The sequence below is a fragment of the Streptomyces sp. NPDC058683 genome, from assembly GCF_042716195.1.
In the GTDB taxonomy this organism is placed as follows: domain Bacteria; phylum Actinomycetota; class Actinomycetes; order Streptomycetales; family Streptomycetaceae; genus Streptomyces.
In genome coordinates, this window is the sequence record NZ_JBHXSK010000012.1 from 79731 (window position 1) to 99251 (window position 19521).

The window sequence follows — 19521 nt, forward strand, 5'->3', positions numbered from 1 at the left end:
CTCCGTGAGAACCGCGGTGGCAACCGCGATGGGCAAGTCACCCGTCTGAGCCGCCTGCACGCGACCTCTGAAGATGGAGCCGATGAACGTGTCGACCGGCGGCAGACGGCTGCGCAGCCCCGCCGTCATAGCAGTCTTCGTCTGTGCGATCACCCTGTTACCCGGCCCGAGTTACGCGGCCCCGGGCGATCCACGGGACGACCAGTCGATCGAGGACATCCACAACGAGCTGAACGGCCTCTACCGCGAGGCGGAGGTGGCCACCGAGGCGTACAACACCGCGGACGTGAAGGCGACCGAGCAGGAGAAGCGGCTGACGTCGCTCCGCAAGGACCTGGCCCGCACCGAGGGCCGGCTGGACGATCTGCACGACCTCGTGGGTGCGGCCGCCCGGACGCAGTACCGCGGGGGCAATCTCGACTCCACGGGCATCCAGTTGCTGCTCGGCGACCACCCCGACCAGGCTCTGAACGACGCCTCCCAGGCCCGTCAGGCCCTGCGGAGTCTGGTCAATGTGTCCGAGAGCCAGAAGAGCGCCCGCGCGGAGCTGGACCGGCAGACCGATGCCGCCGCGGAGAAGCTGCGGGAGCTGAAGAGCAGCCGCGCGAACAAGGCCGAGGCGAAAGGGAAGATCGAGAAGAAGATCGCCGAGGCCGAGCGGATCGAGGCGGGACTCAAGAAGGAACAGACCCGCAAACTGGCCCAGTTGGAGAAGGAGGAGGCGCAGCAGGCCAAGTCCCAGTGGACGGGGCCCGATTCAGGCGGCACCTCGACCGGTTCCGGCTCGGGCGGCGGCGGGACGAAGGCCAGCGGAGCGGCCGCGAAGGCCGTCGACTTCGCGATGGCGCAGATAGGCAAACCGTATGTGTGGGGCGCCGTGGGGCCCTCGTCGTACGACTGCTCGGGACTCACCTCCACGGCGTGGGCGGCTGCCGGGCACCCCATACCCCGTACCTCGCAGGCGCAGTGGCAGGGGCTGACCCGGGTCGGCCTGGCCTCCGTGCGGCCCGGAGACCTGATCATCTACTACGACGCCACGCACGTGGGCATGTACATAGGGGGCGGGCAGATCGTCCACGCCCCGCGGCCCGGACGCACGGTCACGATCGCCCCGGCCGCCTCCATGCCCATCGTCGGTGTCGTCCGACCCGGAGTCTGAACGGATGACCTACTCGCTGACCCCCCGTAACGAGGGAAACCTGCCCGCGCTCAGCGCACCGCCGCTGATCCGGCTCGACGCCTATGTGGCCGAGGACGGGTCGACGGTGGTCAACGGCCATCTCCTGGAGATGGGCGGCACGCGGCCCCCCAACGAGGCGATACTCGACGCCATCGCCATGTTCGCCCGCACCCTGCGGGCACCGGTGGCGGCCACCGTCATCGACCGGACCGTACAGCAGGTGGCCCGCCTGCGGGTGTACCCCGACGGCTCCAGCCGGACCATCGCCGACGAGGAGGACCTGCCGCCCGGGCGCGAGCGTACGGCCGCGGAGGAGGAGTCGTTTCCTCCGCTCGCCCGCGTCGAGCGCATCATCCAGCACGCGCAGCGCGAGGAGCTGCACGCCGCGTTCGTCCTCGCCAGCGCGCTGCGGGAGCACCTCACGCTGCGCAGGGGCGCGGAGGACGAACTCTCGCTGGAGGCGCGGGCGATCGAGGCGTACCTCGCGTATCAGCGCGGCGACTACATGCTCTCCACCGTCCTCGCGCTGACCGTGGCACGCATCCGCTGCCGCACCGATCTGAACCGGGCGGCGCCCGAGGTGGCCCGCGCCACCGCGGCGTGGCAGCGGCTGATCGACGAGGGCCAGGTGGCCACCCGGGGACAGGAGTTGCTGCACATGTGGGAGCACCTGTCGGCGGAGGGCCTGCTGCTGGAACCGTCCCACCAGGCCATGGCCCAGGCCGTCCGGGGCCGGCTCGAACGGCGCGGCCGGTCCGTACCGGCCCCGGCCACGGCGCCGGCCCTGGCCGCGGGCCAGAACCCGATCGCCCCCGAGGACCAGCCGCTCAGGCCCACACGACGGGGCCTGCGACGTTTCACCCGGCGGCCCGGCCGGTCCACCGAGCCATCGCCCTAGGCCGCAGCGGCGACGTGCCACGGTAGCCGGGACGGCCTGTCCGGCCCGGCTACCGGGAGACGGCGAGCCGTCAACGGCGGTCCAGGTGCAGGTGTCACCCGTCGGCGTGACCCGACCGAACATCCCGTGCGGGAAGTGCCCGGCGGCGATCACCGTATCCGACCGCTTCAGCACACGGTCGCGCACGGCAGATCCACAAGGATGTTCTGGTCGCCGACGCGGACGGGGAAGGATCCGAACGTGAGGACGAGCGGGCCGTCCTCCAGGGAACCGGCGTGCCGCCCGGTCCACTCCCGGCATCATCGTGTCGGGGCGGTCTCCTTCCGCGGTACGACGGTCCCGGGGCGTGTGCGGCGACGGCCCGCCCCGCGAAGTGGTCGCGATCATCCGGGTTCGGCATCTGATCGACATCTGCGCATGACGCCGAGGCGAAAACGGTATGCCCCGAATTGCTAGCATGCGATTGCTTCGTCAAGCACTTTCAGCGGGACCCATCCCGAAGGAGTCATCGTGGCCACAGCCAAAGCACAGTCGCAGACGGAGATCGCGCCGGGCCGGATGAGGCCGCCGAGGCGCGACCGCGGACTGCGTCTGCACCTGGCCCCCGTCGAGCAACTCGACCTGACCGGCAGGAAGCTGGTGGTGGTCGGCGGGACGGACGGACTGGGACGCGCCATCGCCTCGACGGCCGTCTCGCGTGGCGCCCGGGTGACGGTGGTCGGCCGCACGTTCCGGGAGGCTCCTTCGGTACGGCTGTCGTTCGTACCCGCCGACCTGTCCTCCATGCGGGAGGCCGTCGGGCTGGGGCGGGAACTGCCGGTCGAGGACTGCGACCTCCTCCTGCTGACCACCGGCACCTTCGCCGGCAAGGTCCGCGAGGAGACCGCCGAGGGCCTGGAGCGGGACATGGCCGTCAGCTTCCTCAGCCGGCTCGCCGTCCTGCGGGAACTCGCCGGCCGGCTCGGGTCGGCGAGGACCGAGAAGTCCTTCCGGCCACGGGTGTTCGTCATGGGCTCGCCCGGCTGGGGCGAACTCGGCACGATCACCGACCTGAACACCGAAGGCGACTACAAGGCCATGAAGGCCCACGGCAACACGCTCGCCGGGAACGAGGCGCTGGCCCTTGCGGGTGACAGCCGCTTCCCCGGGCCGTCCTTCTTCGGCCTGGCCCCCGCTGTCATCAAGACCGACATCCGGGCCAACCTCCTCGGCGACGGCACCGGGGTCCACCGGGTGACCGAAACGCTCATCGGCCTCCTCGCCCAGTCCGCGCAGAGCTACGCCCGGCGCATGGTCCCCCTCATGTTCGCTCCGGATCTCGAAGGCCGCAGCGGCGACCTGTTCGGGCGCAACGGCGACCCCATCCGGCCCTCGCGGGGCTTCGACAAGGACTACGCACTGCGCTTCCTGACGGAATCCGAGGCCCTCCTGGACCGCGCACTGTCCGACGGCCGACCGGCTCCGCTGCAACAGTGACCGCGGCCCCACTCCGCGACCGCCGGTGGTGGACGGGCGGGCCAGGCCCACGTTTCACGACACCCTGGAGCAGGCCCTGACCATCGACCGCTCCCTCGACGACCCCCTCGGCGAGGCGTCCGCGCTGAACAAACTGGGCGCACCCCAGCTGAGCACCGGCGACGGCCGGGAGTCCGCGGCCAGCCACCGACGAGCCCTGGAACTCGCCCGCACCGGCCGGATCCCACTCGAGGAGGCCCGTGCACTCGAAAGCCTCGGCATGTGTGCGCTGCAAGCCGGCGACACACCCGCCGGGGAACGGCGGCTGCGCCTTGCCCTCGACATCTACGAGCCCGCCGGCGCCGCCGAACGCCGCCGGGTACGGGACGCACTGAGCGGGCTGACCGGAACCGGGTGACGGGCGGGGCCGGCGAGCGGGACCGCACTCCGCCTTCGGGACCGCTGACGCGGCGCGCCCGGCCCGGACGCCGCCCGGGACGGATCAGAGGGTGAGGAGCTCCTCGTAGAAACCGCCGAACTCCCGCTGCCGGTCGACGAGGTGGATCTCCAGGATCCAGTGGCAGGTACGGTCCGCCTTGTCGGTGCGGCGCAGGGGCGTGTCGTTGGCGGGTGCGATGTACGACTCGGTGTCCGCGCCGTCGATCTTCTCGTGGGGGAACTCGCCGACCAGGTGGCCGGCGTGCCAGCCGCCCAGTTCCCAGCCGGCCTCGGCGGCCAGCCGCTCCACCTCGGCGTACAGCTGCTTCCCGGTGATGTGCGGATCGGCCTCGAAGAACCGCTTGCCGGCGGCGAAGACCTTCGCGAGGTCGTCGCGGAGCCGTCGTTTGACCGGGTCGTCGCCGAGGACGAAGGTCCGCCCGAAGTCGGCCTCGTACTCCTCGAAGATCGGCCCGAAGTCGGCGAACACGATGTCGTCCGCGCCGATCAGGCGGTCCGGCGGGTTCTCCCGGTACGGCTTGAGGGTGTTCGGGCCCGAGCGCACGATCCGCTTGTGCCAGTGCCGGGTCGTACCGAAGAGTTCGTTCGCCAGGTCACGGACGCGGTCGCTGACCGCCCGCTCTCCTTCGCCCGGCGCCACCAGCCCCCGCTTCTCCATCTCGGCGAAGAGCCGCTCGGCCTTGGCCTGGGCGTCCAGCAGTCGGGCCGCCCGTGTGGGTTCGTCATGAGCCATAGCAGGGAAGGTAGGTTTGACTGCACTCACGAGTCAATCAAATTGAACTGTACCTGCCGTGTCGACCGTTCTGTCGCTCCGGCGGGACGACGGCATTCCGGTGGCCGAGGATGCCGTTCCACCGCTTTCTCGGATTTTCCAGGGTCGAGCGAGTACATGGGTGGCGGATGCGACGGGAGGCACGACGGGCACCGCCAGAGCGGCTAGTTTATGGATTCACGATCCATGCAAAGCGTAGCAATTCATCCCAGTCCACCTTTCTGTGAGGCGCTTCGTCATGAGCCTGAGCATCCGCAACCAGATCCCCGGCACCGTCACCGCCGTCAGCGCCGGCGAGGTGATGGCGACCGTGAAGGTACGCCTGGACGGCGGCCAGGACCTCACCGCCGCGATCACCCTGGACGCGGTCAAGGACCTGGGGCTCGCCGAGGGGTCGGCCGTCCGGGCCATGGTGAAGGCCACCGAGGTCGCCCTCGCCACCGGTCCCGTGACGGGGCTGTCCATCCGCAACCGGCTGCCGGGCACGGTCAGCGATGTCGCCGTGGGCGGGGCGATGGCCACGGTCAAGGTCACCGTCGACGGGGGCGAGCTCACCTCGGCGATCACCAAGGACGCGGTCGCCGACCTCGGACTGAAGGCCGGTTCGCCGGTCGTGGCGCTCATCAAGTCGACCGAGGTGTCCCTCGCGACCGTGTGACGCCGGTCGTACCCGGTCGGGCGCTGACCCGGTGGCGCCTGCCGGGGGCCGAAGCCCTGCCCGGCGACGGGCCGGGCGAGCACACCCGTACGACCCTGCGCCGGCCACCGCATCACCAGGCCCGCCGGCTCGCGCCTGATCGCCGCCCTCCTCGTTCCGGGCGTCGGCACCGGGGAAACCGCTGGCGGGCAGGGGCGCCGTGGCGGAATTCCGGTGAGGGCCCGCCTGCTCCTACCGGGAAGCGGAGGCAGACGGGTCGGCTCCCGCGGCTCCTTGGCCCCGCCCGTCCGCGCCGGGTCGGCTCCCGCCTGCGTCGGCAGGGTTCGCCGCCAGTCGCAGACTCTCCGCGACCGCGTGCGGGATGTCGTCGACCGGGAACAGCATGTGCCGTACGGTCCGTTCGGCGTCGACGACCAGGATCAGGCGCTTGTGGCGCAGCCGACCCGCACCGCGGAAGGCCGGCAGCCGCAGGGCCGCCGCAAGTTGGTGGGCGGCATCGGAGAGCAGGGGGTACGGGACCTCTTCGGCGCGGGCGAACTCCGCCTGCTCGTGGGCGAGTTGGGTGCTGATCCCGCGTACCGCCACGCCCGCCTTCCGGAAGTCGGGCCAGGCGTCCCGGAAGAGCCGGTTCTCCAGCGTGCAGCCAGGGGCGCCGGGGATCGGCGGCTCACCCCATTCGACTCCGGTGCCGGGGTAGGTGAACAGCACGGTCGCCGGGGCGTCCGGGGAGACCAGGGGCACCTCGGGGCCCTGCGCGGCGGGCAGTTCGAGGCCGTCGGGCAGGCGGGTGCCGACCAGGGCGTGGACGCGGGCGTGTTCGGCGCCGTCCGCCGCCGCCGTCGCGGTGAGGCCGCCGTCGCCCAGTACCCAGCGGTCGCCCCAGTCCTGCATCGCGACGAGCAGCGGCAGCAGCCCGGCACCGGCGTCGGTGAGGAGGTACTCGTAACGCACCGGACGCCGCTGGTAGAGGCTGCGGTGCAGGACACCGTGGGCGACGAGCCTGCCGAGACGCTCGGTGAGCACCTTGCGGGACAGGCCGATCTCGGCGGCCAGCGCGTCGAAGCGGACGTGGCCGCGGGCGACCTCGCGCAGCACCAGGACATTCCACCAGTCCCCCAGGACCATGGCGGCCTGGGCGATCCCGCAGGTCGCGTCAGCGTTGTGCATCCTCATGCACCCATAGTAAGTTCCCTTTCGGGACTCACTTTGTTTCTCAATGGAACTTACCGCCCGTCAGCGCACGGGCCCAGCGTGAGGAGTGCATCGTGACCGCCATCAGCCGGGTCGTCGCACGCGAGATCATCGACAGCCGGGGCAACCCCACGGTCGAGGTCGACGTCGAACTCAAGGACGGCTCACTGGGCCGCGCCGCCGTCCCCTCCGGCGCCTCCACCGGCGCCCGCGAAGCGGTCGAACTGCGCGACGGCGACCCGGCCCGCTTCCACGGCAAGGGAGTTCGCCGTGCCGTCGACGCCGTGAACGAGAGCATCGCGGACGCCGTGACCGGACTGGACGCCGAGGACCAGGCGACCGTCGACCGCACGATGACCGAGCTGGACGGCACGGAGACCAAGTCGCGGCTCGGCGCCAACGCCCTGCTCGGGGTCTCCCTGGCCACCGCCAAGGCCGCCGCGGCCGCCCACCGGCAGCCGCTGTACCGCTACGTCGGCGGAGTCGACGCCCGTCTGCTGCCGGTGCCGATGATGAACATCGTCAACGGCGGCGCCCACGCCGACAATCCGCTCGACTTCCAGGAGTTCATGATCGCCCCCATCGGTGCGGCCACCTTCGCCGAGGCGGTCCGCATGGGCTCGGAGGTCTTCCACACCCTGCGCGGCAACCTGCTGGCCGCCGGTCACAGCGTCAACGTGGGCGACGAGGGCGGCTTCGCTCCCGACCTGCGCACCGCCGACGAGGCCCTGGACTTCGTCGTCCGCGCCATCGAGCAGACCGGCTACAAGCCCGGCACCGACATCACGCTCGTCATGGACCCGGCCAGCTCGGAGTTCTACCGCGACGGCGGCTACGACTACACGGGCGAGGGCGTCCGCCGCACCTCCGCCGAACACGCCGACTACCTCGCCGCCCTCGTCGACCGCTACCCCGTGGCCTCCGTCGAGGACCCGATGGCCGAGGACGACCACGCCGGCTGGCAGGACCTGACCGCCCGGCTCGGCGACCGCTGCCAGCTCACCGGCGACGACGTCTTCTGCACCAACGAGACGCTGCTGCGCGCCGGTATCCGCGACGGCATCGCCAACTCCGTCCTGGTGAAGGTCAATCAGATCGGCACCCTCACCGAGACGCTGGCCACGGTCGCCACCGCCCACCGCGCCGGGTACACCGTCGTCATGTCCCATCGCTCGGGCGAGACCGAGGACACGACGATCGCCGACCTCGCCGTCGCCACGGGCTGCGGCCAGATCAAGACCGGCTCGCTGTCCCGCTCGGACCGCACCGCCAAGTACAACCAGCTCTTCCGCATCGAGGAGGAACTGGGCGCCCAGGCCCGCTACGCGGGGCGAGAGGCCCTCGGGCTGCGCCGCTGACCCGGCGGTGACAGGTGCGGGCGTGCCCGCGAGTACCGGTGGGCGAGGACGCCGACCGGTGGGCCACCCGGACGGGCCGTCGCCGTGTCCGAGCGAGGAGCCGGGGTGCCGAGGTCAGGCGTGCGCGTCGGGCAGGTGCGGGAAGAGGGACTCCGGGGTGATCTCCCCCTCGCAGTGCCGGCACCCGGACTCCATCCGCAGGGGGTGACCGCACTCGTGCCGGAAGGCGACGGCAGGGGTGTCCACCGCCCACCTGTCGCCCCACTGCAGCAGGCCGATCATGACGGGGAAGAGCTCCTGCCCCGCCTGCGTCAGGTGGTACTCGTGGCGGGGAGGGTGCTCGCTGTACTGCCGCCGCTCGATCACGCCGGCCGCTTCGAGCTTGCGCAGCCGGTCGGCGAGGATGTCGCGCGGTGCGCCCGTGTACCCGGCGATCTTCGCGAAGCGGTGCACGCCGTAGGACATCTCCCGTAGCGCGAGCAGCGACCACCGCTCGCCGACGATCCCCAGTGCGGCGGCGATCGAGCAGGGGCGCACGCCCACCGGCATGCCCGCCATCACTGAGGTCAGCGGCTCGGTGACGGCTCCGGTGCTGCCCGTCTGCGACTCCCCGGCCTGTTGCGGCTGTACGTCCATGAGCCCACGTTACCCCCAGTTGGTTGTGTTTCACGACCCACTCGGGGTAGCGTCCCGACCCGTCGGTAGGAAAATCAAACTCACATGTGAGGACATCATGGCCGTACCCGAGGGGGCCTCCACGGCCGCGCCTGCCGGGTCAGCGACGACGCAGGAGCCGGTCCAGGACGCGGCCGCCCGCCGGCACGCGTTGCGGGTGCTGGCGCTGAGCAGTCTCGGGGCGTTCGTGGTGTTCCTCGACACCACGATCGTCAATGTCGCCTTCGAGACCATCGGCCGTAGCTTCCACGCCACGGCCGGCCATCTGGCGTGGGTGCTCAACGCCTACAGCCTGGTCTTCGCGGCCGTCCTCATCCCGGCCGGCCGGCTCGCCGACCGCTACGGGCGCAAGCGGGTCTTCCTCATCGGCATCACCGGCTTCGCGGCGATGAGCGCCCTGTGCGGGCTGGCGCCGAACGCCGGCATGCTCATCGCGGGACGGGCCCTGCAGGCGGCGTTCGCCGCCCTGGTCACCCCGACGTCGCTGTCCCTGATCCTCCCGGAGTTCCCGGCGGCCAAGCGGCCGGTCGCGATAGGCACCTGGGGCTCCATGGGCGCGGCGGCCGCCGCACTCGGCCCCACCCTGGGCGCCCTGCTGACCCAGTACGCCTCCTGGCGCTGGATCTTCCTGGTCAACGTGCCGATCTGCGCGGTGATCGCCTTCTTCGGCCTGCGTCTGCTGCGCGAGGCCCGCGACCCGCACGCCCACGGCCTGCCCGACCCGCTCGGCGTCCTGCTGATCGCCGCGATGCCCGCCGCGCTGAGCCTCGGCATCATCGAGGGCCCGAACTGGGGCTGGTCCGACCCGCGGGTGATCGGCGCCTTCGTACTCGCCGCGCTGCTGCTCCCGGCCTTCGTCCTGCGCGACCGTGCCACCGCACGGCCCGTGATGGACTTCGCGCTCTTCCGGGTCCGGCAGTTCCGGCTGGTCAACGCGGCGACCCTGGTGTTCGCCGCCGCCTTCTACGGCATGCTGCTCAGCAACATCATCTTCCTGCAGACGGTGTGGCACTACTCGGTGCTGCGCGCCGCCCTCGCCACCGCGCCGACCCCGCTGGTGGTCACCGCCGTGGCCCGCACCGCCAGCCGTCTCTCCCACACCTACGGGGCACGCCGGGTGCTCACCTTCGGCGCCCTCTTCTGGACGGCCGGCCTCGCCCTCATCGCGGTCTTCGCCGGCGCCACCCCGCACTGGACCACCCACTGGCTGCCCGCCGCGCTGCTCACCGGATTCGGTGTCGGGCTCACCCTGCCCGTCCAGTCCGGGGCCGCCGTCCAGGCGCTGCCGCCGGGGCGGTTCGCGCTCGGCTCGGCGATCAACGCGAGCCTCCGCCAGCTCGGCGCGGTCCTCGGCATCAGCCTCTTCGTCGCCGTCCTCGGCACGCCCACCGCGGCCACCGCCGTCGACTCCTTCCACCGGGCCTGGTGGCTCCTCGCCGCCCTCGGCCTGGCCTCCGGCGCCCTCCTGTGGACACCGAGCCGCCGCCGGACCGGTACGGACACCGGAACAGCCGAACAGCAGCCGGCGTACAGCGCACCCGAGGGAGCGCCCGGCCACTGAGGCCGGCCGGCGAAGAAGACGCAGGAACGATGGCGCGCGCCCTGGGGTCACCCCGGGGCGCGCTCGGCCCCCCGGCGCGCCGGGGGGGGGGCTTCCGGCTCGCGGCTCAGCGCGGGGGCGGCACCGGGAAGAGCATGCAGCTGCTGGTGGCGTGGGCGAGCAGCCGGTCCGTGCCGTCGACCAACTGCGCCTGCGCGAGGGCGGTCTGACGGCCCTTGCTGACCACCGTGCCGATGGCGCGCACCGTGCCGGTCTCCACGGTGATGCGGCGCAGGAACTTCACGGTCAGGTCGAGGGAGGTGTACGCCATGCCCTGCGGGAGAGTGGACTGCACGGCGCAGCCCGCGGCCGAGTCCAGCAGGACGGCGAAGATGCCGCCGTGCACGCTGCCGATCGGGTTGTAGTGCTCCTCGCCCGGCGTCAGGGAGAAGACCGCCCGCCCCGGCTCCACCTCGTCCAGGGCGAAGTCGACGGTGTGGTTGATCGGCGAGGTGGGCAGCCTTCCTGCCTGCAGCTCGCGCAGGAAGTCGATGCCGGCCATGCGTCCGGCGGCCTCCGCCAGGACCGCGGGATCGTCCCACTGATACGTACGTGTCCGTCCCACAGCACTGAGCCCTTTCCTCTGACTTTTTCAAATGAAGCTAGCTTCTCGTTCACCTGGCTGTCAATGACGAAGCCAGACCCCTACGATGGCGTCATGGAGTGGCTTGAGGCGAGCACGGAGAACTGCCCCGTCCAGCGCACGCTCGACGTGGTCGGAGAGAAATGGACGCTGCTGATCCTGCGTGACGCCGTCAACGGGGTCCGCCGTTTCGACGACTTCCACCGGCACATCGGCCTGTCGGAGGCGGTCCTCAGCGACCGCCTGCGGAAGCTGATCTCGGCCGGCATCCTGAAGACCGTCCCCTACCAGGAGCCCGGCAGCCGCGCCCGCAACGAGTACCGGCTGACCCGCAAGGGCTGGGACCTGTGGCCCGTCCTCATGGCGCTGACCCAGTGGGGCGAGACGTACGCCCTCGGCCCCGGGGAGAGCCCGCCGCTGGACGTTCGCCACACCGGCTGCGACGCTCCGGTCCGCGTCGTCGTCCAGTGCTCCGCGGACCACGCCGCCCTCGCCCCGGGGGAGGTCACCGCCCGGCTGGGTCCGGGCGCCCGCCTCCGGTCGTAGGCCGCTCCCCCGCGAGGCGCGGATCCGGACGGCGACCGAAGCGAGGGGGCGGCACGGCTCGCCGCCGGGAGCGTGCCACCATCGGCTGACCGCACGCGTGACCACCGGCCGAGGAGAAGCACCATGTCCGCCCGCCCGAGCCTGCTGTACGTGACCGACCTCGCCTACCCGGCCCGCGGGCGCCGGTACGGCGACGAGGACGTCTTCCTGACCGCCCGGCTCCGCGCGGACTTCGACATCGCCCTGTGCCATCCGCTCGACGCCACGGCCCTGATGGACCGCTTCGACGCGGTCGTGGTCCGCAACAGCGGTCCGGTACTCCACTACCAGCAGGAGTACGACGCCTTCCGCGACCGGGCCAGGGCGGACGGCATCCGGGTCTACAACCCGCTGACCGGCCGGGCCGACATGGCCGGCAAGGGGTATCTCCTGGACCTGACCACGGCCGGATACCCGGTCATCCCCACCATCGACCGGCCCCGGCATCTGGACCGCCTGCCCGAGAGCGACCAGTACGCGGTCAAGCCCAAGGCGGGAGCGGACTCCATAGGCCTGACCTTCGTGGCCCGGGACCGGCTGGCCGACCTCGCCTACGGCGACATCCTGGTCCAGCCACGCATCGACTTCCGCTACGAGGTGTCCTTCTACTACGTCGACGACACCTTCCAGTACGCGCTGCACGCCCCCGACCCCGGCCGCCGCTGGGTCCTCGAACCGTACGAGCCCTCCGCGGACGATCTTGTCTTCGCCCGGCGTTTCATCGACTGGAACACGCTCGACCACGGCATCCAGCGCGTGGACGCCTGCCGGACCCGGGAGGGCGCCCTTCTCCTGGTCGAGCTGGAGGACCTCAACCCCTATCTGTCCCTCGACCTCGTCGCCGAGCACACCCGCGACGCCTTCGTCACCCGGATGGCCGCCTCCCTCCACCACTTCCTGGAGACCGGTCCCCGCACCTGAGCCGCACCCGAGGGCGCGGGGCCGCTCCGCCGGCAGCGGGCGGCCGGCTCATGCCAGGGCTCACCGGTCGTCCCGCCGTACCCGCTGCCGGATACGGGTGTCCCGGTCGTGTTCGTGGTGGGCGAGCATCCGCAGCCGGGCCGCCTCCGCGTCCTGGTCGCGTATCGCCTCGGTGATCGCGCGGTGTTCGGCGAGGGTCGCGTCGAAGGTGTCGTCGACCGTCACCGTCCGCCACGGCGCGCTCGTCTTCACCTGGGCGTCCACGGTGTGCAGCAGCGAGGTCACGGTGTTGTTGTGGGCGGCCGAACGCACCGTGTCGTGCCACTCGTTGAGGCTGCGGCGGATCTCGGCCGGGTCGTCCAGCGAACCCGCCTGTTCCACCAGGGCGTCCAGCCGGGCCAGGTCCACCGGGCTGCGCCGCCGGGCGGCGGCCGAGGCGGTCATGGCGTCCAGCACGGCCCGCAGCTCGAAGAGTTCGAGCATCTCCTCGTCCGACCGCTGCCGCAGGGCGAAGCCGCGCCGGGTGCCCACCAGGAGGCCGTCCTGTTCCAGCAGGGCCAGCGCCTCGCGGACCGGGGTACGTGACACCGCGAACTCCTCGCTCAGCGCGAGCGGGACGAGGGAGGCGTCCTGCGGGTAGTGGCCGTGGGTGAGACGGCGCCGTAGCTCGTCGTAGATCGTGTCCCGTGTGCTCTTCATCCGTTTCCTCATCGCGCGGTCGGCCTGCGAGACGCCTCGCGGGCCCGCCGCCCGGATCATGCCGTATGCCGGGGACGGCGGCTGCCCCGGGTCATCGGGCGGGACGGCCGGTCTCCTCGTCCTCCGGACCGGTGACCAGCGGCAGCGCCGGGTCGGCCCGCCACTCGCCGAGCGAGCCGTCGTAGAGCAGGACGTCGTCGATGCCGGTCTCGTGCAGGGCCAGGGCGAGACCGGCCGCGTTGATCGCCCCGCCGCAGTAGAGGACGGTGCCGTCGCCGGCGCGCACCCCGTGGGACCGCGCGAGCCGCTCGGTGCGCTCCGCGGAGAGGGTGTTGTCCGGGCCGAGGAGGTCGGCGTAGGGGAGGTTCGACGTACGGGGGATGTGTCCTGAGCGGGGCAGGGCGGGGTCGCCGAGGTACTCGGGGCGGCGCAGGGCGCACACCGCCGGGGTGGGGTCGCTGCCGTCGGCTATGCGCTTCATGCGTGCGAGGTCCACGAACCCCTCGCGGGCGGGACGCGCGACGACGTCCCCGCGGGCCGGAGCCGGTTCACGGCCGTCCGTGACGGGCAGTCCGGCGGCCTCCCAGGCGGTCAGGCCGCCGTTGAGGACATGGACGCCGGTGATGCCGGCGGTGCGCAGCACCCACCACACCCGGGCGGCCCAGGCCCCCGTCAGCCGGTCGTAGACGACGACGGTGGAGCCCTCGCGGATGCCGAGTTCCCGGGCGTGGGCCTCGATCGCGGAGGTGGACGGACGGGTGAAGGAGAAGGGCGCCGAGGGATCCGAGAAGCCGGTCATCAGGTCGGCGAAGTGGGCGCCGGGGATGCGGCGTTCGGTGTGCAGGCCGAGTCCGCCGACCCAGACCTTGCCGCCGTCGGGGCCGGTGCGGCGGTCCACGGTGGCGTCGAGGACGATCACCTCGTCGAGCCGGTGGCGCAGCCAGTCGACGTCGACGAGGACGGTGGGGTGGGTCATGAGCGTTCCTTCGCGGCTCGGTTGCGCCATTCGCCGCGCTCGGGGCGGGCGAGGCCCAGGTTCTCCCGCAGGGTGGCGCCCGCGTAGTCGGTGCGTACGAGGCCACGGCGGCGCAGTTCGGGGACGACGAGGTCGGCGAACTCCTCGAAGGCGGTGGGCACATGGGTCGCCTGGATCATGAAGCCGTCGGCCGCGCCGCTCTCCAGCCACAGCTCCATGGTGTCGGCGATGTCCGAGGGCGAGCCGATCATGTTGCCCTCGGTGCGGGCGCCGTACCAGCGGCCGATCTCGCGCACGCTGAGCTTCTCCCGCTCGGCGAACTCGACGACCTCGCGGTAGTGGCCCTCGACGCCGACCTCCGCCAGGGAGGGCAGCGGGCCGTCGAGGTCGTAGCGGGTGAGGTCGACGTTGACGTGGTAGGCGAGCCGGGACAGCCCCGCCTCGGGGTGGACCAGTTCGGTGAACGCCTCGTGCTTGGCGAGGGCGTCGCGCAGGTCGGTGCCCACCACGGTCGTCGCGGCCGGGAGCACCTTGAGCTGGTCCGGGTCGCGGCCGTGGGCGGCGGCACGGGCCTTGACGTCGGCGTAGAAGGCGACCGCCGACTCCAGCGACTCGTGGCTGCAGAAGATCACGTCCGCCCAGCGGGCCGCGAAGTCCCGGCCGGCCGGGGAGGCGCCCGCCTGGATGATCACCGGGTAGCCCTGCGGCGGCCGCGGCACGCTCAACGGGCCCCGCACCGCGAAGCGTTCGCCCCGGTGCTCCACGGCCGCCACGGCCTCGGGCCGGCCGAAGATCCCGCTCGCCTTGTCGGCGACGATCGCGTCGTCGGCCCAGCTGTCCCAGAGCTGCGCGGTGACCTCCAGGAACTCCTCCGCCCGGTCGTAGCGTGCCTGTCGCCCGGGCAGCTTGTCCTGGCCGAAGTTCTGGGCTTCGGCGTCCTGGAAGCTGGTGACCACGTTCCAGCCGGCGCGCCCGCCGATGAGGTGGTCGAGGGTGGCCATGCCGCGGGCGACGTGGAAGGGCTCCTGGTAGCCGGTGGAGACGGTGGCGGCGACGCCGAGATGCCGGGTGGCCGCCGCCATGAGGGTGATGACGGGCACCGGGTCCAGGCGCGGGGTGCCGGTTCCCCAGGTCACGGCCGGGGCGTAGGAGTCGCCGAGGCTCCGGGGCACGGCGAGGGAGTCCGGTACGAAGGCCAGGTCGAAACCGGCGTCCTCCAGGACCCGGGCGATGTGCGTGTAGTGCGCGGCCGTGAGGAAACCGTCGCCCGCGTCGGGGTGCCGCCAGCCGACGGTGCCCTGGGGTCCGGCGTTGAGGAACGCGGCCAGGTGCATGCGCGGGGCGACGGGGTTCGGCTCGTCGGTGGTCAAGGGGTGCTCCAGGGGTCGTACGGTCCTGCGGTCCGGTGCCCTCACGTGCCGAGCAGCGAGAGTTCGTCGAGCAGGGCGACCGCGAAGGATCCGGTGCCGGTGGTGCGGGCACCGGCCCGCTCGGCCGCCGTGGCGAAGGCGACATGGGCGACGGCGGTGGCCGTCAGGGTGTCGGGTACGACGGCGAGGGCGCCCGCGATCAGCGCGCCGAGGCTGCATCCGGCGCCGGTGACCTGGGTCAGCCGGACGTCTCCGCCGGGGACGGCGACGGTGCGGGTGCCGTCGGTCAGGTAGTCGACGGGGCCGCTGACCGCGACGACCGCACCGGTCTGCCGGGCGAGATCCTCGACGGCGCCGATCGCGTCCGTGGAGGAGGCGGTGGTCTCGACGCCCTTCCCGGTGCTGTCACCGCCGGAGAGGGCGATCAGTTCGCTGGCGTTGCCGCGGATCACGGTGGGCCGGTGGTCGAGGAGCCCCTTCACGAACGCGTCGTACTCGGTGGCACCGGCGCCCACCGCCACCGGGTCCAGGACCCAGGGCGTACCGGCCTCGTGCGCGGTGCGGGCGGCGTCGGCGACGGGTTCCGCCGGGTTGCTGATGAGCGCCGCCGTGTTGATCCAGACCCCGCCGGCGCCGGCCGGGAAGACGGTGGGGAAGTCGGCGGCGGCACCGATGGCGGGGCCCGCTCCGACGGCCAGCAGCACGTTGGCGCTGAGGTTGGCGGCGACGTAGTTGGTCAGGCCGTAGACGAACGGCGAGCCGGAGCGGATCGCGGCTATGCCGTCGGCGATGGCGGGGCTGTGCCAGGTGAGTTCTTCCATGGTGCGGTGTCTCCAGGGCGCGGAAGCGGCGTAGTGCATGCAACTGTATGCAGCGGAAAATGCCGGTCCCCCGCCCGCGGGCCTCATTTCACGAACCTGCAACACCCGCCGCCCGTGCGATCCGCATGTCAAAGGGGTTCACTGGTGTGATGCAGACCTTCGTCACCACGCTGACGGGTTTCTGGCCCTCGCGTCGGTCGCATCTCTTCGACGGGTTCTGTCGCCGGGTCGCGTGAGCGCACCCGCGGCCCGGACGCCCCGGACCGCGGCCCCCTCCCCCGGCACGATCCCCACCGCACCAGAACCGAGGTCCGTCATGTCCGTGACCGATGAACTCCTCGCCAACAACGCCCGCTACGCCGAGACCTTCACCGGCCCCCTCCCGCTGCCCCCGTCCAAGCGGCTGGCCGTGGTGGCCTGCATGGACGCCCGGCTCAACGTCTACGCGATCCTCGGCCTCGGCGACGGGGAGGCGCATGTCGTCCGCAACGCCGGAGGCGTGGTCACCCAGGACGAGATCCGCTCGCTCGCCATCAGCCAGCGCCTCCTGGGCACCGAGGAGATCATCCTCATCCACCACACCGACTGCGGCATGCTGACCTTCACCGACGACGGGTTCAAGGACGCGGTCCAGAAGGACACCGGAATCCGTCCGCCCTGGGCCGCCGAGGCCTTCGGCGATCTGGACACGGACGTCCGCCAGTCGATCGCACGGATCAAGGCGGACCCCTTCATCGTGCACAAGGACCGGATCCGGGGCTTCGTCTTCGACGTGGCGACCGGGAAGCTGAACGAGGTCCTCTGACACACGTCCGGGTACCGGCGTCACACCGTCGCCGCGAGCCGGCCCGTCATCCCCCGTCGGCCGGAAGCGCGTACAGACCGGGCAGGTTGACCACGATCGCCTCCTGAGTGCTGCGCGCGATGACGACGACCGCCTCGCCGTCGGGATCCGGGTTCTCCTCGCGGTGCGGGACGAAGGGCGGGACGAAGATGTAGTCGCCGGGCGAGGTGCGCAGCCGCACCTCCTCCGGTTCCGGGCCGGAGTCGTCCAGGAAGACGAACTCGGGGTGTCCGCTCACCACGTAGATGGCGGTCTCGGACTCGCCGTGGTGGTGGTCGGAGGAGGAGGTGGCGGGCGCCACATGGGTCTGGCCCATCCACAGCTTCTCGGAACCGACCGTCTTCCCGCTGACGGCCGCGAACCTGCGCATACCGCCGGTCTGGGCGGTGTCGCCGTCCAGGGCGTCGGCGCGGATGTGGTGCAGGCGGGTGCTCAGCGGCGCCGCCGGGCGGTCCGGAGTGTCGTGGAGGTGCGGATGGAAGCCTTCACCGGGGGTCGTCAGCGGCTCGCTCATGGCGTGGACGCTAGGACGCCTCCAAAAAGGATGTCAAGAGGTGTCCATTGCCTTTCACCTGCGGCAATGTTCCCGCAACAGAGCGAGCGGGCTGCCGGAAGCGGCTCGCCACGCCGACTCCTCGGGCATGATGTGCGCATGCATATTTCCGCGAAGGCGGACTACGGCATCCGGGCGCTGCTGGAGCTCGCCCGTGAGCCGGCTCGTCCGCTGACCTGTGAGGCGATCGCGTCCTCGCAGGAGATCCCGTTCAGGTTTCTGAAGTCGGTGGTGGGTGAGCTGCGCAGAGCGGGCCTGGTGCGCAGCCAGCGTGGCTGCGAGGGCGGTTACTGGCTCGGCAGGCCCGCCGGGGAGATCACTCTGCTGGATGTCACGCGGGCCATTGACGGTGAGTTGATCACGCTGCGCGGCGAGTCGCTGGCCGGGCTCGACTACCCCGGTCCCGCCGCGGGGCTGCCCGGGGTGTGGCGTGAGGTCGAGGCGGGTGCGGCGGCGGTCCTGGGCGGGGTGACCCTGATGTCGCTGCTGGCCGCCGCACCGGCCGAGAGGCTGGCCCGGACGGGCGCCGCGTGACGGGCGCCGCCGAGCTGCCGCCGCCGGTCGAGGTGGTGGAGTACACCGACCCGCTGTGTCCGTGGGCGTGGGGTTCGGAGCCGGTCTTCCGCAGGCTGCGGGCGGCGCTGGCCGGCCGGGTCCGCTGGCGGCGGGCGTACGCGATCCTCTTCGATGACGACGACGACCCGCCGCCGGATCCGGCGGCGGAGACCGCCTGGTACGCACGCTATGTCGAGGAGATCAGCGCGCACAGCGGGGCTCCCCGGGCGGTACGGCTGAGCCGGATGCCGGCCAGTTCCTGGCCCGCCTCGCTGGTCGCCAAGGCCGCCGAACTCCAGGGCGGCCGCGAGGGCGACCTCCAGAGCCGCCTCCAGGGCGACGCCGTCGCCGAGCGAGCGCTGCGGCGGCTGCGGGAGACGGTCTTCGTGCTCGGCGAACCGGCGGACACCGCCGCGCTGGCGCTGGCCGCGGTCCGGGGCGTACCGGGCCTGGACATGGAGCGGCTGGCCGCCGACGCCGCGTCCGACGCGGTCCTGGAGCGGGTGCGCGCCGACCGTGCCGAGGCGCGCCGGCCCGTCCCCGACGTGCGTTCCGTGTCGAGCGGTTCACCGCATCCGGGTACGGCCAAGGAGACCGCCGACGGCGGGTACCGGTACGCGCTGCCGACCCTGCTGGTGCGTGCGCCCGGCGGCTACCGTGCGGTGCCCGGCTGGCGGCCCTTCGAGGAGTACGCCGCCGTCGTCGAGGAACTCTGTCCGGGGCTGCTCACGGTCCCCGCGCCCCTCTCCCCGGCGGAGGCGCTGGAGCGTTACGGGAGCATGACGGATCCGGAGCGGCCGCCGCCGGCGGAGGGCGCGTGGCCGCCGCCGCACGCGGTCCGGGTGGAGACCGGAAACGGCCCGCTGTGGCTGCATCCTGACGAAGCGTCAGCACGCCGGGCCGCCACCGGCTGAGCCCCTTCTTCCCTCCGGCGGACCTCTGATCTGCGGACAGAGGCCGTCCCGCCGAATGAGACACCAATTGGTGTCCATTGACAGCCGGTCGCGGCAGCCCCCAGGATGTGCAGCATGCTCACGACGCACCCCGGTGTGGTGTGCCGCTACGTGGACCTGCGGCGCACCTGCAGCGCACTCTGTCGCTGACCTTCCGCCGTACCCGGCCCTCAGCCGTCCGCCGCCTCCGGCCCGCAGCCGCCTGACCTCCGCACCTTTGCGGTGCGGCCCCGGTTGCCCGCCGTCCGGCCCGGCCGCGTCCCGCCGTCCTCCGCGCCCGCGTTCCCCGTCGCCTCCTGCACAGCCTCCGGGCCTGCCCTCGCGAGGCCGTCAACTCCCCTTGCCCTGAGCGCCGCACGCCCCGAGTGTGTGCCGGCGCTCGCCCCGGCATGCCCGTTCGGTCCCGGTCGACGGT

Annotated in this window: 21 protein-coding genes; 12 read left to right on the top strand and 9 right to left on the bottom strand. The window is 72.1% G+C overall.

Annotation, left to right across the window (positions count from 1 at the left end):
• Positions 1 to 82: 82 nt before the first annotated feature.
• The 4 genes from ACFWXC_RS15210 to ACFWXC_RS15225 all read left to right on the top strand — a co-directional run bounded on the left by ACFWXC_RS15210 (position 83) and on the right by ACFWXC_RS15225 (position 3951).
• Positions 83 to 1159, top strand: coding sequence for an NlpC/P60 family protein (locus ACFWXC_RS15210; protein WP_384478727.1), 1077 nt, complete (start codon positions 83 to 85; stop codon positions 1157 to 1159).
• Positions 1160 to 1163: 4 nt separating this feature from the next.
• Positions 1164 to 2078 carry a hypothetical protein gene (locus ACFWXC_RS15215; RefSeq protein WP_384478729.1) on the top strand — a complete coding sequence of 305 codons (915 nt, stop codon included), beginning with the start codon at positions 1164 to 1166 and terminating at the stop codon, positions 2076 to 2078.
• A gap of 510 nt (positions 2079 to 2588) precedes the next feature.
• Positions 2589 to 3554, top strand: a complete 966-nt coding sequence (locus ACFWXC_RS15220; protein WP_384478731.1) for an SDR family NAD(P)-dependent oxidoreductase — start codon at positions 2589 to 2591, stop codon at positions 3552 to 3554.
• A gap of 25 nt (positions 3555 to 3579) precedes the next feature.
• Complete coding sequence (locus ACFWXC_RS15225; RefSeq protein WP_384478733.1) at positions 3580 to 3951, top strand: tetratricopeptide repeat protein; 372 nt, start codon at positions 3580 to 3582, stop codon at positions 3949 to 3951.
• A gap of 84 nt (positions 3952 to 4035) precedes the next feature.
• Here ACFWXC_RS15225 and ACFWXC_RS15230 read toward each other — a convergent pair whose 3' ends face one another.
• Positions 4036 to 4725: a M24 family metallopeptidase gene (locus tag ACFWXC_RS15230; RefSeq protein ID WP_384478735.1), complete on the bottom strand. Its 690-nt coding sequence runs from the start codon at positions 4723 to 4725 to the stop codon at positions 4036 to 4038.
• A gap of 277 nt (positions 4726 to 5002) precedes the next feature.
• Between ACFWXC_RS15230 and ACFWXC_RS15235 the strand changes: the two genes are divergently transcribed.
• Entirely contained in the window at positions 5003 to 5422 is a 420-nt protein-coding gene (locus ACFWXC_RS15235; RefSeq protein WP_384478737.1) for a molybdopterin-binding protein, read from the top strand.
• Between the two features lie 231 nt (positions 5423 to 5653).
• Here ACFWXC_RS15235 and ACFWXC_RS15240 read toward each other — a convergent pair whose 3' ends face one another.
• Positions 5654 to 6595 carry a winged helix-turn-helix transcriptional regulator gene (locus ACFWXC_RS15240; protein WP_384478739.1) on the bottom strand — a complete coding sequence of 314 codons (942 nt, stop codon included), beginning with the start codon at positions 6593 to 6595 and terminating at the stop codon, positions 5654 to 5656.
• Positions 6596 to 6687: 92 nt separating this feature from the next.
• Here ACFWXC_RS15240 and eno point away from each other — a divergent pair, with 92 nt between their 5' ends.
• The gene (eno, locus tag ACFWXC_RS15245; protein WP_384478741.1) at positions 6688 to 7971 is read left to right on the top strand and encodes a phosphopyruvate hydratase; all 1284 of its coding nucleotides are present in this window, start codon (positions 6688 to 6690) and stop codon (positions 7969 to 7971) included.
• 114 nt (positions 7972 to 8085) lie between these two features.
• Here the strand turns inward: eno and ACFWXC_RS15250 are convergent, their stop codons facing one another.
• Positions 8086 to 8607, bottom strand: coding sequence for a winged helix-turn-helix transcriptional regulator (locus tag ACFWXC_RS15250; protein ID WP_384478743.1), 522 nt, complete (start codon positions 8605 to 8607; stop codon positions 8086 to 8088).
• Positions 8608 to 8704: 97 nt separating this feature from the next.
• Between ACFWXC_RS15250 and ACFWXC_RS15255 the strand changes: the two genes are divergently transcribed.
• A complete protein-coding gene (locus ACFWXC_RS15255; RefSeq protein ID WP_384478745.1) occupies positions 8705 to 10207 on the top strand; it encodes an MFS transporter in 1503 nt (500 codons plus the stop codon).
• Positions 10208 to 10313: 106 nt separating this feature from the next.
• Here the strand turns inward: ACFWXC_RS15255 and ACFWXC_RS15260 are convergent, their stop codons facing one another.
• Positions 10314 to 10811, bottom strand: a complete 498-nt coding sequence (locus ACFWXC_RS15260) for a PaaI family thioesterase (RefSeq protein ID WP_384478747.1) — start codon at positions 10809 to 10811, stop codon at positions 10314 to 10316.
• Positions 10812 to 10904: 93 nt separating this feature from the next.
• Between ACFWXC_RS15260 and ACFWXC_RS15265 the strand changes: the two genes are divergently transcribed.
• Together ACFWXC_RS15265 and ACFWXC_RS15270 are read left to right on the top strand one after the other, a co-directional pair.
• On the top strand, positions 10905 to 11375 hold the full coding sequence (locus tag ACFWXC_RS15265; protein ID WP_384478749.1) for a winged helix-turn-helix transcriptional regulator: 471 nt from the start codon (positions 10905 to 10907) through the stop codon (positions 11373 to 11375).
• 123 nt (positions 11376 to 11498) lie between these two features.
• Positions 11499 to 12335 carry a hypothetical protein gene (locus tag ACFWXC_RS15270; RefSeq protein ID WP_384478750.1) on the top strand — a complete coding sequence of 279 codons (837 nt, stop codon included), beginning with the start codon at positions 11499 to 11501 and terminating at the stop codon, positions 12333 to 12335.
• Positions 12336 to 12395: 60 nt separating this feature from the next.
• Here ACFWXC_RS15270 and ACFWXC_RS15275 read toward each other — a convergent pair whose 3' ends face one another.
• From ACFWXC_RS15275 to ACFWXC_RS15290, 4 genes are all read right to left on the bottom strand, one after another.
• Positions 12396 to 13034: a GntR family transcriptional regulator gene (locus ACFWXC_RS15275; RefSeq protein WP_384478752.1), complete on the bottom strand. Its 639-nt coding sequence runs from the start codon at positions 13032 to 13034 to the stop codon at positions 12396 to 12398.
• Between the two features lie 91 nt (positions 13035 to 13125).
• Positions 13126 to 14010 (bottom strand): sulfurtransferase, encoded by an 885-nt coding sequence (locus ACFWXC_RS15280; RefSeq protein WP_384478754.1) that lies wholly within the window; start codon positions 14008 to 14010, stop codon positions 13126 to 13128.
• On the bottom strand, positions 14007 to 15380 hold the full coding sequence (locus ACFWXC_RS15285; RefSeq protein WP_384478756.1) for an LLM class flavin-dependent oxidoreductase: 1374 nt from the start codon (positions 15378 to 15380) through the stop codon (positions 14007 to 14009). The genes ACFWXC_RS15280 and ACFWXC_RS15285 overlap by 4 nt, the downstream gene beginning before the upstream one ends.
• A gap of 41 nt (positions 15381 to 15421) precedes the next feature.
• On the bottom strand, positions 15422 to 16201 hold the full coding sequence (locus tag ACFWXC_RS15290; protein WP_362578358.1) for a hydroxyethylthiazole kinase: 780 nt from the start codon (positions 16199 to 16201) through the stop codon (positions 15422 to 15424).
• A gap of 316 nt (positions 16202 to 16517) precedes the next feature.
• On the opposite strand from ACFWXC_RS15290, the gene ACFWXC_RS15295 reads away from it, so the two are divergent.
• Positions 16518 to 17006, top strand: a complete 489-nt coding sequence (locus tag ACFWXC_RS15295) for a beta-class carbonic anhydrase (RefSeq protein WP_384478758.1) — start codon at positions 16518 to 16520, stop codon at positions 17004 to 17006.
• 46 nt (positions 17007 to 17052) lie between these two features.
• Here the strand turns inward: ACFWXC_RS15295 and ACFWXC_RS15300 are convergent, their stop codons facing one another.
• Positions 17053 to 17559, bottom strand: a complete 507-nt coding sequence (locus ACFWXC_RS15300; protein ID WP_384478760.1) for a cupin domain-containing protein — start codon at positions 17557 to 17559, stop codon at positions 17053 to 17055.
• Positions 17560 to 17697: 138 nt separating this feature from the next.
• On the opposite strand from ACFWXC_RS15300, the gene ACFWXC_RS15305 reads away from it, so the two are divergent.
• Together ACFWXC_RS15305 and ACFWXC_RS15310 are read left to right on the top strand one after the other, a co-directional pair.
• Complete coding sequence (locus ACFWXC_RS15305) at positions 17698 to 18132, top strand: RrF2 family transcriptional regulator (protein WP_384478762.1); 435 nt, start codon at positions 17698 to 17700, stop codon at positions 18130 to 18132.
• Positions 18129 to 19067, top strand: a complete 939-nt coding sequence (locus tag ACFWXC_RS15310; protein ID WP_384478764.1) for a DsbA family protein — start codon at positions 18129 to 18131, stop codon at positions 19065 to 19067. Before ACFWXC_RS15305 ends, ACFWXC_RS15310 begins: the two co-directional genes overlap by 4 nt.
• Positions 19068 to 19521: the final 454 nt, after the last annotated feature.

What these genes read in the sequence shown, in the direction of transcription:
- ACFWXC_RS15305 (WP_384478762.1), top strand. Translation starts at nt 17,698, where the DNA reads ATGCATATTTCCGCGAAGGCGGACTACGGCATCCGGGCGCTGCTGGAG.
- ACFWXC_RS15290 (WP_362578358.1), bottom strand. Translation starts at nt 16,201, where the DNA reads ATGGAAGAACTCACCTGGCACAGCCCCGCCATCGCCGACGGCATAGCC.
- ACFWXC_RS15265 (WP_384478749.1), top strand. Translation starts at nt 10,905, where the DNA reads ATGGAGTGGCTTGAGGCGAGCACGGAGAACTGCCCCGTCCAGCGCACG.
- ACFWXC_RS15275 (WP_384478752.1), bottom strand. Translation starts at nt 13,034, where the DNA reads ATGAAGAGCACACGGGACACGATCTACGACGAGCTACGGCGCCGTCTC.
- ACFWXC_RS15250 (WP_384478743.1), bottom strand. Translation starts at nt 8,607, where the DNA reads ATGGACGTACAGCCGCAACAGGCCGGGGAGTCGCAGACGGGCAGCACC.
- ACFWXC_RS15255 (WP_384478745.1), top strand. Translation starts at nt 8,705, where the DNA reads ATGGCCGTACCCGAGGGGGCCTCCACGGCCGCGCCTGCCGGGTCAGCG.
- ACFWXC_RS15215 (WP_384478729.1), top strand. Translation starts at nt 1,164, where the DNA reads ATGACCTACTCGCTGACCCCCCGTAACGAGGGAAACCTGCCCGCGCTC.
- ACFWXC_RS15235 (WP_384478737.1), top strand. Translation starts at nt 5,003, where the DNA reads ATGAGCCTGAGCATCCGCAACCAGATCCCCGGCACCGTCACCGCCGTC.
- ACFWXC_RS15295 (WP_384478758.1), top strand. Translation starts at nt 16,518, where the DNA reads ATGTCCGTGACCGATGAACTCCTCGCCAACAACGCCCGCTACGCCGAG.
- ACFWXC_RS15230 (WP_384478735.1), bottom strand. Translation starts at nt 4,725, where the DNA reads ATGGCTCATGACGAACCCACACGGGCGGCCCGACTGCTGGACGCCCAG.
- ACFWXC_RS15300 (WP_384478760.1), bottom strand. Translation starts at nt 17,559, where the DNA reads ATGAGCGAGCCGCTGACGACCCCCGGTGAAGGCTTCCATCCGCACCTC.
- ACFWXC_RS15270 (WP_384478750.1), top strand. Translation starts at nt 11,499, where the DNA reads ATGTCCGCCCGCCCGAGCCTGCTGTACGTGACCGACCTCGCCTACCCG.
- ACFWXC_RS15210 (WP_384478727.1), top strand. Translation starts at nt 83, where the DNA reads ATGAACGTGTCGACCGGCGGCAGACGGCTGCGCAGCCCCGCCGTCATA.
- ACFWXC_RS15240 (WP_384478739.1), bottom strand. Translation starts at nt 6,595, where the DNA reads ATGAGGATGCACAACGCTGACGCGACCTGCGGGATCGCCCAGGCCGCC.
- ACFWXC_RS15280 (WP_384478754.1), bottom strand. Translation starts at nt 14,010, where the DNA reads ATGACCCACCCCACCGTCCTCGTCGACGTCGACTGGCTGCGCCACCGG.